The organism is Stenotrophomonas sp. CFBP8994, assembly GCF_034044835.1.
GTDB lineage: Bacteria > Pseudomonadota > Gammaproteobacteria > Xanthomonadales > Xanthomonadaceae > Stenotrophomonas > Stenotrophomonas rhizophila_A.
Window position 1 is genome coordinate 310,930 of the sequence record NZ_JAXCWT010000003.1, and the last position, 15,875, is coordinate 326,804.

9 protein-coding genes and 1 pseudogene are annotated in these 15,875 nt (G+C 70.6%); 7 read left to right on the forward strand and 3 right to left on the reverse strand.

Going from position 1 to position 15,875, the window contains the following annotated elements:
* Nucleotides 1-22 precede the first annotated feature (22 nt).
* From SOM39_RS09885 to SOM39_RS09905, 5 genes and pseudogenes are all read left to right on the forward strand, one after another.
* Nucleotides 23-232, forward strand: a complete 210-nt coding sequence (locus SOM39_RS09885; RefSeq protein ID WP_017354740.1) for a DUF1656 domain-containing protein — start codon at nt 23-25, stop codon at nt 230-232.
* Nucleotides 229-1,143 (forward strand): HlyD family secretion protein, encoded by a 915-nt coding sequence (locus SOM39_RS09890; protein WP_320458229.1) that lies wholly within the window; start codon nt 229-231, stop codon nt 1,141-1,143. The genes SOM39_RS09885 and SOM39_RS09890 overlap by 4 nt, the downstream gene beginning before the upstream one ends.
* A pseudogene (locus SOM39_RS09895) lies at nt 1,140-2,573 on the forward strand (efflux transporter outer membrane subunit); the annotation flags it as partial. The gene SOM39_RS09890 and the pseudogene SOM39_RS09895, both read left to right, overlap by 4 nt.
* Before the next feature lie 115 nt (nt 2,574-2,688).
* Entirely contained in the window at nt 2,689-4,713 is a 2,025-nt protein-coding gene (locus SOM39_RS09900) for an FUSC family protein (RefSeq protein WP_320458230.1), read from the forward strand.
* 35 nt (nt 4,714-4,748) lie between these two features.
* Nucleotides 4,749-5,168, forward strand: coding sequence for a hypothetical protein (locus SOM39_RS09905; protein ID WP_093535498.1), 420 nt, complete (start codon nt 4,749-4,751; stop codon nt 5,166-5,168).
* 27 nt (nt 5,169-5,195) lie between these two features.
* Here the strand turns inward: SOM39_RS09905 and recD are convergent, their stop codons facing one another.
* The 3 genes from recD to recC are packed head-to-tail and all read right to left on the reverse strand — an operon-like array spanning nt 5,196 to nt 14,070.
* Nucleotides 5,196-7,085: an exodeoxyribonuclease V subunit alpha gene (recD, locus tag SOM39_RS09910; protein ID WP_320458231.1), complete on the reverse strand. Its 1,890-nt coding sequence runs from the start codon at nt 7,083-7,085 to the stop codon at nt 5,196-5,198.
* A complete protein-coding gene (gene recB / locus SOM39_RS09915; protein WP_320458232.1) occupies nt 7,082-10,729 on the reverse strand; it encodes an exodeoxyribonuclease V subunit beta in 3,648 nt (1,215 codons plus the stop codon). Before recB ends, recD begins: the two co-directional genes overlap by 4 nt.
* The gene (gene recC, locus SOM39_RS09920; protein WP_320458233.1) at nt 10,726-14,070 is read right to left on the reverse strand and encodes an exodeoxyribonuclease V subunit gamma; all 3,345 of its coding nucleotides are present in this window, start codon (nt 14,068-14,070) and stop codon (nt 10,726-10,728) included. Before recC ends, recB begins: the two co-directional genes overlap by 4 nt.
* A 234-nt stretch (nt 14,071-14,304) precedes the next feature.
* On the opposite strand from recC, the gene SOM39_RS09925 reads away from it, so the two are divergent.
* Nucleotides 14,305-15,093, forward strand: coding sequence for an ABC transporter ATP-binding protein (locus tag SOM39_RS09925; protein WP_320458234.1), 789 nt, complete (start codon nt 14,305-14,307; stop codon nt 15,091-15,093).
* Nucleotides 15,093-15,842: an MlaE family lipid ABC transporter permease subunit gene (locus SOM39_RS09930; RefSeq protein ID WP_068847974.1), complete on the forward strand. Its 750-nt coding sequence runs from the start codon at nt 15,093-15,095 to the stop codon at nt 15,840-15,842. The genes SOM39_RS09925 and SOM39_RS09930 overlap by 1 nt, the downstream gene beginning before the upstream one ends.
* Nucleotides 15,843-15,875 lie beyond the last annotated feature (33 nt).

The following is a 15,875-nucleotide window of genomic DNA, read 5'->3' on the forward strand; positions in this document are numbered from 1 at the left end:
TTCCTGCGAACTTCCTGCCCCGATGTACGGTGAATTCAGTCTCTATGGTGTGTTCGTCCCGACCCTGCTCGGGCTGATGCTGCTGGCCTACCTGCTCAAGAGCGGGCTGCGCCTGGTCCTGCAGCGCACCGGCGCCTACCGCCACATCTGGCACCCCGCCCTGTTCAACCTGGCCGTGTACGTGATCGTGCTCGGCGGGTTGTTTTCCCTGATGCGTTGGATGCAATCGTGAACAAGATCCTCAAGCACACCTTCCCGGTCGTCCTGACCGTGGTTGCCGTCATTGCCGCCCTGCTGGTGCTGCGCCACCTGTGGTCGTACTACATGGACGAACCGTGGACCCGCGATGCGCACGTCAGCGCGGACGTGGTCCAGGTCGCGCCGGACGTGTCCGGGCTGGTGGAAGCGGTGAAGGTGGCCGACAACCAGCCGGTGAAGCGCGGTGAGGTCCTGTTCGTGGTGGACCGGGCGCGTTACCAGATCGCGCTGGAACAGGCCCAGGCCACGCTGGGCGAACGCCGCGCCACGCTGGAGCAGCTGCGGCGCGAGATCGCCCGCGACCGCAGCCTGCAGGACCTGGTGGCCGCCGAGGACGCCGAAGTGCGCCGCGCCAAGCTGCAGGCCGCGCAGGCGTCCACCGCCACCGCGCAGGCCGCGGTGGACCTGGCCAAGCTCAACCTGGCCCGCACCGAGGTGCGCAGCCCCAGCGACGGCCACGTCAACGACCGCACCGTCCGCGCCGGCGACTACGTCACCGCGGGCCGCCCGGTGATGGCGGTACTGGATACCGGCTCATTCCGGGTGGATGGCTACTTCGAGGAAACCCGCCTGCGCGGTGTGCATGCCGGGCAGAAGGTCGACATCCGCCTGATGGGCGAGGCGCAGCCGCTGCAGGGCCACGTGCAGAGCATCGCCGCCGGCATCGAGGATCGTTACCGCAGCGAGGGCTCCAGCCTGCTGCCGAACGTGACCCCGGCGTTCGACTGGGTGCGGCTGGCCCAGCGCATCCCGGTGCGCATCCACATCGACACCATTCCCACCGGCGTGAACCTGATCGCCGGGCGCACCGCCACGGTCACCATCGAGCCGGACGCCGCCACTCTCCCCCCCACGCCGGCGCAACCGGCACGGGCGGCCCTGTGAACCGCCCGGCCCTGCACCGCATCGCCTTCGCACTGGCGCTGACCAGCAGCCTGGCCGCATGCCGCACGGTCGGCCCGGATTACGCGGTACCGGCCGGTTCGGCTTTCCAGCGCCCTGAGGCCAACGCGGCGTTCATCGACACCGCCAACCCGCAGGTGGCCCCTGGCGCCGAGCTGCCGGCACGCTGGTGGGAGCTGTACCAGGACGCCACGCTCAATGGACTGGTGGAACAGGCACTGCGCGACAACGTGGAACTGAAGGTGGCCGATGCCAACCTGCGCCGCGCCGCCGCCGTGTACGAGCAGGCGCTGGATGCCGGTGGTTTCGAATACGAAGCCGAGGCCGGGGTCAGCCGCGCGCAGCTCTCGGCCGAATCGTTCCTGCTCGAGCACGAGCTGCCGCCGATCAACCTGGCCGACGGCAAGTTCGCGGTGTCCTACCAGTTCGACCTGTTCGGCAAGCTCAAGCGCGCCACCGAAGCCGCGCGGGCCGATGAGCAGTCGGTGGCCGCGGCGATGGACCTGGCACGGGTCTCGCTGGTGGCCCAGGTCGCCGGCAGCTACGTGGAGATCTGCCACGCCAACCACGAACTGCACGTGGCCGAACACTCCCTGCAGCTGCAGCAGCGCAGCCGCGACGTGACCCAGCGGCTGATCAGCGCCGGGCGCGGCACGCCGCCGGAGCTGGCCCGCGCCAACGCGCAGGTGGCGATGCTGGAAGCCGCACTGCCGCCGCTGCAGGCGCAGCGCCAGGCTTCCGAATACCAGCTGGCCGCCCTGCTCGGCCGCACCCCGGGCCAGCTGCCCGAGGGCGTGGACGCGTGCGACCACGCCCCGACCCTGGCCCAGCCGCTGCCGGTGGGCGATGGCCGCGCGCTGCTGCAGCGCCGCCCCGACATCCGCCAGGCCGAACGCAAGCTGGCTGCGGCCACCGCGCGGATCGGCGTGGCCACCGCCGAGCTGTACCCGGACATCCGCCTGGGCGCGTCGCTTGGCGCGGCCGGCCTGCTTGCTGATTTCGGCGAACCGCTGACCCAGCAGTGGTCGTTCGGCCCTCTGATCTCGTGGACGCTGCCGTCCTCGGGCACCCACGCGCGCATCCACGCCACCGAAGCCGGGGCCGATGCGGCGCTGGCCGAGTTCGACCACAGCGTGCTGCAGGCGCTGCGCGAAACCCAGACCGCGCTGAGCCGCTACGCACACGACCTGCAGCGCCTGCAGTCGCTGCAGCAGGCGCAGGCCCAGGCGGCGCTGGCCGCCGAGCAGAACCGCCGGCTGTACCAGGGCGGGCGTACCCCGTACCTGTCCAGCCTGGACGCCGACCGCACCCTGGTGTCGGCCGATGCCACGCTCGCGCAGCAGCAGGCGCAGGTCTCGCGCGACCAGATCCAGCTGTTCCTCGTCCTCGGCGGCGGCTGGAACGCCGACGCGGTGGCACAGGCGCCCGCACCGACGGTAGTGCCGACGGTAGTGCCGACTGTTAGTCGGCATGCTGCCAATCGGCAAGCTGCCAGTCGGCACGCCACAACCCAGCAGCACTAACCCAATGCTCCTGCTCGACCGCCAAGCCTGGCTGTTCTCGGTAAAGACCTTCCTGGCCGCCCTCGCCGCGCTCTACATCGGCCTGGCCGGCAATCTGTCACGCCCGTACTGGGCGATGGCCACCGTCTACATCGTCACCCAGCCGATGCTGGGTCCGACCCGGGCCAAGGGCGTCTACCGCATCGTCGGCACGCTCATTGCCGGCGCGGCCACGCTGTGGATGCTGCCGCACCTGGTGGAAACGCCGCTGCTGCTGAGCGCGGCGATGTCGCTGTGGCTGTCGGCGTGCCTGTTCATCGCCCTGCTCAACCGCGGCCCGCGCGGCTATGCGTTCCTGCTGGCCGGTTACACCACCGCGTTCATCGGCTTCCCGGCGGTGACCTCGCCGGACACCATCTTCGACACCGTGGTGGCGCGCAGCGAGGAAATCATCCTGGGCACGGTGGTGGCGGTGCTGTTCGCCTCGCTGTTCTTCCCGACCTCGGCGCGGCCGATGCTGCGCGCGCGGATCGGCAACTGGATGGACGATGCCGCGCAATGGTGCCGGCAGATCCTGCTGCGCGGCCAGGCCCATGGCCCGCGCAACCGGCTGGCCGCCGACCTGGTGCAGTTCGAGGCGCTGATCGAGTTCCTGCGCCGCGATGACCCGCGCCATGCAGGCGCAGCGGTGTCCATGGAGCGCCTGCGCGAACGCATGTTGCTGATGCTGCCGGTGCTGTCGTCCATCGCCGACCGGCTGGGCGCGCTGCGCGCGGGCGGCCGCGCGCTGCCGCCGGGGCTGGAGCCGCTGGTGAACGACATCGCGCACTGGCTGGAACAGCCGGGCCGCTCCAGCGCCAGCGCGTACGCCGCGCTGCGCGCGCGCATCCTGGCGCTGAAGCCGGCGGTGGATGGCGAGCTGGACCACCTGCTGCTGGTCACCCTGCTGCTCCGGCTGGAGGAACTGGTGGACCTGTGGCAGGACTGCGCCACGCTGCACCAGGCCATCGAGAACGGGACCGCGCCGCTCGACGTCGCCCACTACAGGATCAACGCCAAGCGTTTGGGCGCCAGCCGCCACGTGGATTACGGCATGGCGCTGTTCTCGGCCGCCAGTGCCGGCGTGGCGCTGATGACCTACTGCGCGCTGTGGATCGGGCTGGGCTGGGAAGGCGGTGGCAACGGCGCGATGATGGCCGCGGTGGCCGCCGCGTTCTTCGCCGCGCAGGACGACCCGGCGCCAAGCATGCTGCAGTTCCTGCTGTGGGCGATCGTGGCCAGCCTGGTGGCGGCGGTGTACCTGTTCGGCGTATTCCCGGCAGTGCACGACTTCGGCAGCCTGGCGCTGGTGCTGGCGGTGATCTTCCTGCCCCTGGGGCTGCTGCTGCACCAGCCCAAGACCGCGCTGATCGGGCTGCCGTTGACGGTCAACCTGGTGGCGCTGCTGAACGTGCAGAACACCTACAGCGCCAACATCCAGAGCTTCATCAATTCGTCGGTGGCGATGTTCATCGGCATCGGCTTTGCGGTGGTGATGACCCGGCTGTTCCGCTCGGTCGGCGCTGAATGGACCGCCCGCCGCCTGGTGCGCCAGGGCTGGACCACGCTGGCCGAAGCGGCCGAAGGCCGAGGCCAGCAGGACCGCCAGCAGTTCGCCGCGCGCATGCTGGACCTGCTGGGCCTGCTCGCCCCGCGCCTGGCGGCCACCCCCGAAGGCAGCGACATCGCCTCGGTGGACATGCTCACCGAGGCCCGCATCGGCCTGAACATCCTGCAGCTGCGCCGGGCACGGCATGGGCTGCCGGCGACGAGCATGCAGGCGATCGAGGCGATCCTGGACGACGTGGCCGCGCATTACCGCGCCCAGGTGGCGCTGCGCCGGCCACAGCCGGCGCCACCCGCGCTGCAGGCCAAGCTGGAGGCCTCGCTGAAGCGGGTGCAGACGGTGGAGGCCGGCAAGGCGCGTGATGAAGCGCTGATGGGCGTTCTGGGGCTGCGCTATGCGCTGTTCCCGGAGCAGCCGGCGGTCACACAGGGGGGAGTATCCTGACGCCCTGCATTCCTGCATGGAACAAGGTAATCCCAATGAGTTACGACGTGATGGTGTTCGACCCGGCCGTGGCGCCGCGCGAAGCGGAGGCGTTCCTGCAGTGGTACAACGCGCAGACCGAATGGAACGAGAAGCACGAGTACGACGACGCCGCCGTCTCGGTGCCGGCGCTGCAGGCCTTCTTCACCGAACTGGCCGAAGATTTCCCGCCGATGGACGGCCCGCTGTCCGATGACGAGGATGACCGCCCGCAGGTGACCGACTACAGCATCGGCACCCATATCATCTATGCCTCGTTCGACGACGAGGTGGCCGAAGACGCCCATGGCCAGGTGCAGATCCTGGCCAACAAGCACCAGATCGGCTTCTTCGATGTCAGCGGCGACGGTGCGATCGTGTACCCGGACGGCACCGTGCTGATTCCCGGGGAAGAAGAAGAAGAAGGCGACGCCTGATTCTGCAAGCGGCGGTAGCGCCTTTCTCTACCAGAGTTCGCCTTGGGCGGGCGCTGCAGGTACAGCCGGGCAAGGCCCGGCTCTACCCTCCAGTCGCTGCGCCAGCCCGGACAACCGGCTGGCATGCCGCGCCAATGCGGCCTGCATCACCTCTGCACTGCCCAGTACATGCAATGCCTGCCGCGCGCGGGTCATGCCGGTGTACACCAGCTCGCGCGACAGCACCCGGTTGTCGCGCCGGGGCAGCTGCAACCAGACCTCATCGAATTCCGAGCCCTGTGCCTTGTGTACGGTCATGGCGAAGGCACTTTCATGGGCGGGCAACGCCGCCGGGTGGAAGGCGCGTGGCTGCTCCGGGCTGTCGCCGGGGAACCAGGCCAGCATCGCGCCTTCGCGGCTGCGCAGGCACAAGCCGATATCGCCGTTGAACAACCGGTGCCGGTAACTGTTTTCGGTGATCAGCAGCAGCCGGCCATGGAAATAGCGGGGCCCGCTGCCCGGGCGCGCGCTGCCGGCCAGGGCGGCTTCGATCCGCTCGTTCAGCCCGCGCGCTCCCTGCGGCCCCTCGCGCAGCGCGGTGAGCAGGCGCAGCCGTCCGGCCTGCGCCAGCGCCTGCACCGGATCATCGGCTTCGCCCAACCCGCGCCAGTGCGCCAGCAGGGTGTGCCGGTGCTGCAGCAGTGGGTCGACCTGGTCTTCGTGGAACGCCACGCCGGCCAGGCTGCCGCCGCGCAGCAGCTGCAGCGCGGTAGCGCTGTCGCCCTCGCGCACCGCGCGCGCCAGCGGCGCCAGGTCCAGCGCATCGCTCTGCCGGTACCCGCGCTGCAGCTGCACGCGGCGACCGGCGAACGCGCGGGGCGGGGCCAGCGGCAGCAACGCAGGGGCGGCCAGCAGCGGGCGCAGCGCGGCCGCGTCATCGGCCTGGGTGCCCAGGCCGTCGCCGCTGGCCTGCAGGATCGCGCTGAGCACGTCGCCGGCTTCCACCGACGGCAGCTGGTCCGGGTCACCCAGCAGCACCAGCCGGGTGCCGCTGGCCACCGCTTCGACCAGCTTGGTCATCAGCGGCAGGTCGATCATCGAGGCCTCGTCCACTACCACGATGTCGTACGGCAGCGGGTTGTCGGCGTGGTGGCGGAAGCGTGGCGAATCGGGAATGACGCCGAGCAGCCGGTGCAGGGTCGCCCCGGTGGTCGGCATGGCCTCGGCCAGTTCGGACGCGACACCCACCAGGCGCAGCCGCTGCAGCGCCTGGCGCAGGCTGTCGGCCATGCGCTCGGCGGCGCGGCCGGTGGGGGCGGCCAGTGCCACCCGTGGCAGGGCCGCACCGGCCTGCTGCGCCTGCGCGGCCAACAGCACCAGCAGGCGCGCGATGGTGGTGGTCTTGCCGGTACCGGGGCCACCGGTGACCAGCACCAGTGGATGGCGCAGCGCCACTGCAGCCGCGCGCGCCTGGTGGTCGATGCCCTCCAGCGCCTGCGGGAACAGCTGGGCGAACAGCGTGGCGAGCCCGCCCGGATCGTGCGCCGGCAAAGAATGCGCGGCGATGCGCTGCAGGCCGAGTGCCAAACGGCGTTCATATTCGCGGTAACGGCGCAGGTACAGCAGGCCGTGTTCGAGCACCAGCGGTGCATCGGCGGCCAGCACGTCGTCGCTGTCGGGGGATGCCACCCACGGCGATGCACGCAGCTGCGCCAGCCATGTGTCCGGCGAAGGCCAGTCCAGCTCGGCATCCACCAACCGCCGGGGCGCCGCCGGGTCGACGCCGGCGTGGCCCTGCGCCACCGCCAGCGAGGCCAGCGCGGCGGCGGCCAGCACCGCATCCGGCGTCTCCGGCTGCAGCCGGCGCAGGCTCTGCGCCAGCGCATGGTCGAGCGTGCGCAGGGTGCCCTGCTTCAGCAGTGCGTCGAGCAGGCTCATGCCTCACCCCGCGCGCGTGCCACCAGTTCGGCGTGCTTCCCGGGGCCGCCTGCAAACAGTGCATCCATCGCCTCGACCAGGGCCGGGGCAAAGCGCTGCGCATGCACGCCCGGTGCGTCCGCGCGTCCCGCTTCCAGGCCGCGGCAGAACAGATAGCGGATGCCGCCCAAGTCGCGCTCCTGTATGTAGTGGCTGCCCAGCCGGAAGCGCAGCCAGCGGTGCAGTGCCACGGTGTAGATCAAGGCCTGCAGGTCGTACTCGCTGCTTTGCATGGCGGCCGCCAGGCGCGCGGCGTCGTAGCCGGGCAAGCGGTTGGATTTGTAGTCGAGCACGTACCAGCGTCCGTCGCGCACGTAGGTCAGGTCGATCTTGCCGGTCATCAGCCCCTCGAGCTGGCGTCGCGTGCCAAAGCCGCGGCGGTCCGGCACCAGCCCGTGGTGGTGCAGCAGCTGCAGCAGCGCCGGCACCGCGGTGGGCTGCATGGCGAAGTGGAACTCGATCTCGGCCCGCCTGTCGTGCAGCGGCACGCTGTGCAGCGCGCCGCCTTCGGGCAGCTGCACGGTCAGGGTCTGGCCGACCAGCGGCACCAGCACCGCCACGCCGTCGTCCAGGTCGGCATCGGCGTAGCCTTCGCTGCGCAGCGATTCGCGCAGCACCTCGGCCTCATCGCCTGGCGCCGGGTCGCCCGCGCGCCAGTCCGCCCAGCGCGCGAAATCGGTGTTCTCCAGTGCATCGTGCAGCACGTTGCCGAAGCGGCTGCCCATGAAGCGCGGGTCGATCTCCGGCTGCGGCTCACCGGGCGCGGGCGGTTCCACTTCCAGCGGCAGTTCCACGCCGGCCGGTTCGTCGGCTGCCGGGGCGGGCGCTTCGGTGGCCACCGCGTCGGTGTCGTGGCCGGCGTCGGCGTGGGCCAGCTGGGTGAAGCTGTACACCCACCAGTCGTGCGGCACCCGCCGGGTGATGGCGCGCACCGGCGGCAGCTCGCCTTCGCGCTGCACTGGCAGCTGCGCCGGGCGCGCCTCCACCAGGCCTTCGATGACCGCGATGTCCGGGTGCGCGCGCAACGCGTCGAGGTCGGACAGCATCGGCGCCAGCCGCGTCTTCGCCAGCCCGGCCAGGTCGCCGGCCGCGATCCACAGCGCATGCTCGGCGCGGGTCAGGCCCACATACAGCAGTCGCGCGTCTTCAGCGCGTTGCTCCTGTGCGCTGCGCTCGCTGGCCGCGCTCCAGGCCTCGTCCTTGTCCAGCTTCCAGTGCAGCTCGCGGCGACCTTCAGCGTACACGGTGCAGTTGGAGTCGGTGTTGCCGCCACCGCTGTCGATGCCCACGAACGGCAGGAACACCAGCGGGTATTCCAGCCCCTTGCTCTTGTGCAGGGTGATGATCTGCACCCGGTGCGCATCCGATTCCAGCCGCAGCAGCTGTTGTTCATCGTCCTGGTCGGCGTGTGCCATCTGCACCTGCAACCAGTCCAGCAGGCCGTGCATGCCCAGCGCCTGGCCCGCGGCCTGCTGCAGCAGCTCGCCGAGCTGCAGGTAGTTGGTGAGCCGGCGTTCGCCATCCAGCAGGCCCAGCAGGCGCTCGGCGTGTTCGGCGCACAGGTCGGCGATGACCGCGAACGGCCCGCCGCGCAGCCAGCGTTCCCGCCACAGCAGCAGCCGGGTCTGGAACGCGCGCTGCGGGTCGCCGTCGCGCTCCATCGCGTCGATGGAGGCGGCGTTTTCGCCCAGCAGCACGGTCGACAGCGCCGCGCGCAGGCGGCCTTCATCGGCCGGCTGCAGCAGGGCCAGCAGCAGCACGCGCAGCTCGCGGGCTTCGGCGGTCGCATACAGGCTCTGCTTGCCGGCAGCCACCGCCGGAATGCCCACCGCGCTCAGCGCGCGCTGGATGCGGGTGGCTTCGTGGTGGCGCCGCACCAGCACTGCGATGTCGCCTGGCTGCACCGGCTGCCCGCGCAGCAGCGCGCGGCCTTCGCGACCCTCCAGCAGCACCTGGTGGATCGCGGCCACGCAGGCGTCGGTGGCCTGCTGGCGCGAGGGGTCTGCCTTGAAGTCAGCACCATCGTCACTGCGCAGCAGGCGCAGGGTCAGCCCGGGTGCGGGCTGGCCATCGCGCAGGAAATCGGCATCGTCGCGGGTACTGCCCGGCAGCACCGGTTCAAAGGCGATGTCCGCTTCCAGGAACGCGCGCTCGCCTGCGGCGTCGTACAACGCCTGCAGCGCGCGCAGCACGCCGGGGCGCGAGCGGAAGTTGCGGTTCAACGCCGGTGCGGCCTCTGCTTCGCGCTTGGCCTTGAGGTAGGTGTGGATATCGCCGCCGCGGAACCCGTAGATGGCCTGCTTGGGATCGCCGATCAGGAACAGCGCCGGCGCCAGCCCGGCGTCGCGGGTTTCGGGCGAATCGCCAAACACGCGCTGGAAGATGCCCCACTGGCGGTCGTCGGTGTCCTGGAACTCATCCACCAGCGCAATGGCGTACTGTGCGCGCAGCTGCTGCACCAGCGCCGCGCGGTGCGGGCCCTCCAGTGCGGCGGCCACGCCGTCGATCAGGTCATCGTAGGTCTGCACGCGGCCGACCCGCTTGAGTTCGTCCAGCCGCGCACGGGCCTGCCCGCGCAACTGGTGCAGCAGCAGCAGCGCCTGCTGGCGCAGCCACTGGTCGCGGGCATCGGCGGCGTGCCACCAGGTCTGCAGCGCATCGAACAGCGGCGAGGCCGGGCAATGGCCCTGCTGGTCCTCCTTGCAGAACCCGAGCAACGCCACCGGCAGCAGCTTGCCCAGGTGCGAGGTGGAACCACGCGGCCAGGTGCGCGCTGCACGACCGGCCAGCAGCTCGGCAAAGGCTTTGTCGAAGCTCGGCCTCCGCGCGCGGCGACCGTCGAAGAGCTTGCGCTCGAAGGCGTTGGCGATGCTGGCCTGGGCGGCGTCGACATGCGCGTCGATCGCACTGCCGAGCGCCTCGGCGGCCACCTGCAGCGCGGGGCTGGGATCCTCCAGGTGCTGTTGCGGCAACGCGGGCAGCAGCGGCAATGGCTTGATCAGCGCCGACAGGTCGCGCGCCAGCGCATCGGGCGCGGACCACAACCGGGTCAACGCATCCACCGTGGCCGGGTCGTTGGCATGCACGCGCCACAGGTCGGCCGCCAGCTGGTCGTGCAGTTCGCGTTCGCTGGGCAGCAGCGTGGGCGGGTCGAAGGTATGCCCGCTTTCCAGCGCGTGCTCGCGCAGCACGCGGGTGCAGAAGCCATGGATGGTGAAGATCGAGGCCAGGTCGATCTCATCGGCGGCGGTCTGCAGGCGCTGGGCCAACGCTGCGGGTGTTTCCCGGCCCAGCGCCAGTTCGCGCTGCAGCAGGTAGCGGGTCAGCTGCACCTCGGGTGCGTCGTCGGCGGCCGGTGCGCGCGCCAGCAGCTGCGCGGCCAGCGCCAGGCGCTCTCGGATGCGCTTGCGCAGTTCCTGGGTGGCCGCGTCGGTGAAGGTCACCGCCAGGATCTGGCCGATGCGGTAGCCCTGCTCCACCACCAGCCGGGTGAACAGCGTGGCCAGGGTGAAGGTCTTGCCGGTGCCGGCGCTGGCCTCGATCAGGCGCACGCCGTCCAGCGGCAGCGACAGGTAGGGGTCGTCCTGCAGCATCAGCCCGCTCATGCCACGGCTCCTTCGTCGCTGAAGCCCTGGAACACCCGGCCCTCGCGGACCGCACTGAACACCACGAAGCTGGTGTGCAGCAGCTGTTGATAGCTGTCTGCGTCGGCGAACGGATCGCGGCCGCGCAGGGCCAGCTGCACCGCATCGCCGCTGGCTTCGCCCCAGCGGCGTTCGCCGCCATGCCATTGCGCCCAGCCTTCGCTTTCACGCTTGGCGGCGGGCGCGCGGTACAGCGTCCAGGCGGTGTACGGCCCGTACAACAGGGGCGCGCACATGCCTTCGCGACGCAGCTGCAGCAGCGCCTGCAGCGCCGCCCTGGCGGTGGACGCGGGCACTGCAGGCAGCACGTGCGGCCCTACCCCGTCGTCGCCGCCGTCGTGGAATTCGACCAGCGCCAGTGCATCGCCGGCGGCGTTGGCCAGCAGCCAGTCCAGCCCATGCCGGATCGCCGCCGGGCCGTTCAAGCTGCCCGCGCGCAGGCGCACGATGCCCTGCGGGTGGATGTCGTCCACCCGCCCATGCAGGCGCACGCCATCGATCTCCACCTCATAGCGGCGGCTGTCGGCGTCGCTGTCGCCACGCCATTGGGCCAGTGCCAACGCATACGGGCGGGTCTGCTCCTGCAGGGCCTGGAACTGGCGTTCGCCCAGTGCGCCCGACGGCAGCAGCGCGCGGGCGCGCAGGCGTGCATAGAGAGGGGTGTCATCGCCCTGCAGGGTCGCCTCGATCACCGCGTGCTGCAGCAGGCGCTGCTCCAGTCCCCGGCCGGCCAGCACCAGTGGCTCCAGGTCGTCGGCGGTGGTCAGGTCATCGGGCAGGCGCAGGCCCAGCCGCTGCGACAGGAACTGCCCGGCGGGATCGACCAGGAAGCGGCGCAGCGCGTCCAGCGAGAGTTCGGGCGCGCCCTCCTGCTCCAGCGGCGCCAGCGCCTGCTCGAACCACGCCGGCGGCGCGCGACGCACGCTGCCCAGCGAACCGGCGGCCGGGTGCCACTGCTGGCGGTAGCTGAAACGTCGCGGCTCATCGCCGCCACCGAAGGCGGCCGGCGAGAACGGCTGCAGCGAATGGCGCACGGTCAGCTGCTTTGCCGCCGCCGAGGGGTCCTCATGGTATTCGGCGGCGGCATCGATCAGCTCGCTGACCAGCACCGAGGGCTCGCGTACGCTGCCATCGCGCGGATCGGCGCCCAGGTAGCTCAGGTAGAACACATCCTGCGCCGAGGCGAACAGCTGCAGGAACAGGAAACGGTCGTCCTCGCGCAGCGAGCGGTCGCCGTGGCGGCGCTTGTCGGTACCCAGTTCGGCAGTGAGCTGGTTGAGCCCGGCGGCCGGGTCGCGGCGCGGGAAATCGCCATCGTTCAGGCCGAGCACGCAGATCACCCGGAACGGCAGCAGCCGCATCGGCACCATGCGCCCGAAGCTGATGCCACCGGTGAGCAGCGGCGCGCGCGTGTCGGCCTCGCTCAAGGCGCCGGCGAAATGTGCGCGCACTACCTCTGGCGGTACCGTACCGGTGAACCCGGCGCGTTCGGAATCGCGGGCGAACTCGTTGACCAGCTTGCGCAGCCGTTCCAGCGCGCGCTGGCTGCTGGCCGCTTCCGGTGCCTCGGGCAACAGCGCATCCAGCATGGCCAGCAGGCGCTGGCGCCAGTGCGCCGGTGTCAGCGCCTCGCCCAGTGCGCGCTGGTAACGGGCCAGTACCCGCATCAGCCCAAGCAGGCGGTCCAGCGCATCCAGTGCGCTGCCTTCCAGCTCCGGCCACGGCGCCACCCCGGCGATGTCGCCGTCGCTGCCGCTGGCATGGCCCAGCAGCAGGCGGTCCAGCGCGAACTGCCAGGTGTAGGCATCATCGTCCGGTGCCTGGTGCTGCGCGCGGTGCGCCGCACTCAAGCCCCAGCGCGCACCGGCGGCCTGCAGCCAGTCGTGCAGGCGGTCGAACGCGGCCGCATCCAGCCCGGCCGCTTCGGCCAGCGGCGCGCTCGCCAGCAGGTCCAGCACTTCATTGAGGCCAAAGCGCGACACCGGCAATCCCAGCAGGTGGACGAACACATCGGCGAGTGGTTCGCCGGTCAGCGGACTGGTATCGGCCAGGGCGTAGGGAATGTGGTCTTCGCCACCGCTGCGGCCGCCAAACACCGCTTCCAGGTACGGCACGTAGGGGTCGATGTCCGGTGCCAGCACCGCGATGTCGCGTGCCTGCAGCGGCGGATCGAAGCGCGGGTCCTGCAGCAGCGCACGCAGCTGGTCGTGCAGCACCTGCAGTTCGCGCAGGCGGGTGTGGCAGGCATGCACCTGCAGGCTGGGGTCGTTGCGCAGCAGCCCCGATCGCAACGCACCGGCCGGTTGCGCGCGGCGGTGGAACAGGTCGCGCTGCAGGCGGTGCAGCAGGCTGTCGGACAGGCCGCCGTGCGCCATGTCCGGGCGCGCGTCTTCTTCGGGATCGTCGTAGGCCGCGATCTCACCGGACGGATGCACCACTTCATAGCTCCCCAGCACCGCCATGAAGTCGCGCCCTGCCGCGCCCCAGGCCTGCAGCAGGCGGTTCTCATCGCTGCCATTGCCGAACGGATCAACCGCGCCAGCACGCAGCCGCCCGCCCAGCGTCTGCAGGTCGCCCCAGTAGGAACGTGTCGGCGTGGGCAGGTAGAAGTGCAGCGTGCCGACCCGCGCCTGGGTGGCCATCACGCGCAGCACATCCGGCGAGACGTTCAAGGTGGCGAAGGCGAACAGGCGCGGCGGCAGCCCCGCCGGCAATGGACGGTCCGCGCCTTCGAAGCCGTCGAGATAAGCATGGATGCGGCGCGCGCGGTACTGGTGGCCGCTGCCGATGTGGCGCCACAGGATCGCCTGCGGATCCAGCGGGTCGGCGCCGGCCTCCCAGCGCAGCAGCCAGTCGCGGCGCCAGGCCTGGTACTTCTCGAACACCGAGGCCAGCTCCCCGGCCAGCGCCCACGGCTTGAGCGGGTCGGGCTGGGACAGGTACGCCTGCAGCGCGCGCAGCGGCGGCTGCGCCATCAGCAGCGGGTCGGTCAGCGCGGCGTACAGCTTCCAGTGCAGCGCGGCGGCAGTGAGGTCGTCATGTTCGCCCGGCACATTGGCATTGAGCGCGCGGGCCACGAACTCGCCCGGGGTCAGGAACGCCAGGTTGGCGGCAATGCCATACTCCGCCGCCAGGGTGGACTGCAGCCAGCGCCGCATCGCCACCTGGGGAATCAGCACCACGTCCGGCTCCAGGATCGACTGCCCCGCCACCGGCTCGCGCAGGGTGCGGGCCAGCAGCGCGGCCAGCACGTCGAGCGAATTGGAGTGGTACAGGCGGAAGTCTGAAGCGGGGTCGGTCATCGCGGCAGTGTGCCGCAGCCCGGCGCCAATCTCGACCCTCGCCGATACGGGCGGCAGGCCGGTGACGTCTGTGACCTCCCGCACAGATCAGGGCGGTACGCAGTGTTGCGGGCCGGGAACCGCGCCGTGGCGGGGCTTGGGATGCCGACATGCGACAATACTGCACGGTCCAGTTCGGTTTTGTTCAGCCGCCCACCACGATCTTACAACGTTGGAATTTTGTTAATGGCGTCCATGACGGCTTCCGCAGAACCGCTGGTGCAGTTGGAGAACGTGCGTATTGATCGCGGCGGTCGGGCGATCCTGCGCGACGTTTCGCTGTCGGTACCGCGTGGCAGCATCACCGCCGTGCTCGGCCCGTCGGGCAGCGGCAAGTCGACGCTGCTGGCCGCCCTGACCGGCGAGCTGCGCCCCGCGGCGGGCAGCGTGACCCTGTTCGGCCAGCCCATTCCCACCGGCAGCAGCGCGTTGCGCGCGATGCGCCGCAGTGTCGGCGTGCTGCTGCAGGGCAATGGGCTGCTCACCGACCTGACTGTGGCCGAGAACGTGGCGCTGCCGTTGCGCACGCACACCAAGCTACCGGCGCCGGTGCTGCGCCGGCTGGTAGACATGAAGCTGCATGCGGTGGGCCTGCTGGCCGCCGCCGATGCCTGGCCGCGCGAGCTGTCCGGCGGCATGGCGCGCCGGGTGGCACTGGCGCGCGCGCTGGCACTGGACCCGCCGCTGATGATCTACGACGAACCGCTGACCGGGCTGGACCCGATCGCCAGCGGCGTGATCATGAGCCTGATCCAGCGCCTCAACCACAGCCTGGGCCTGACCAGCATCATCGTCAGCCACCATGTGCACGAGACCCTGCCGATCTGCGACCAGGTGATCGCCATTGCCAATGGCGGTGTGGTCTTCCAGGGCAGCCCGGCCGCGCTGGAGTCCAGCCAGGACCCGCTGCTGCGCCAGTTCCTGCACGGACAGCCGGACGGCCCGATCCCGTTCGATGCCGCGCCCCGCGCGAAGGTGGCCTGATGCCGTTCGTTGAAAGCACCCGTTCACTGGGCCGGGCCGGCCTGTTCTCGCTGACCGTGCTGCGCGGTTCGCTGCCGACCGCGGACTTCCTGGCCGAGCTGACCCGCGAGATCTACAAGGTGGGCGCGCGTTCGCTGCCGATCATCGCGGTGGGCGGTGCCTTCGTGGGCCTGGTGCTGACCCTGCAGGGCTACCGCACGTTGACCACGTTCGGCGCCGCAGATGCGCTGTCCACCCTGCTGGGCCTGTCGCTGTACCGCGAACTGGCACCGGTGCTGACCGCGCTGCTGTTCATTGGCCGCGCCGGCAGCTCGATTGCCGCCGAGCTGGGGCTGATGCGCGCCACCGACCAGATCAAGGCGCTGGAGCTGATGGCGATCGACCCGGTGGCCAAGGTGGTGGCACCGCGCTTCTGGGCGGCGGTGCTCACCGTGCCCCTGCTCACCGGCATCTTCTGTTCGCTGGCGATCAGCGCCAGCTACTTCGAAGCCGTACACGTGCTGGGCCTGGACAACGGCGTGTTCTGGTCGGCGCTGAGCAACAGCGTGGATTTCTGGGACGATTTCGGCGTGGCAATGCTGAAGTCGGCCATTTTCGGCGGCACCGCCGCGCTGGTGGCGTCGTACGTGGGCTTCCACGCCGAGCCCACCATCGAGGGCACGTCGGTAGCCACCACCCGCGCGGTGGTGAACGCCTCGCTGCTGGTGCTGATGTTCAACTTCGTGCTGTCGGCCATGATGTTCCGCTGACCCGCAACCCCCTTTGATCAGATACGGTGAGAT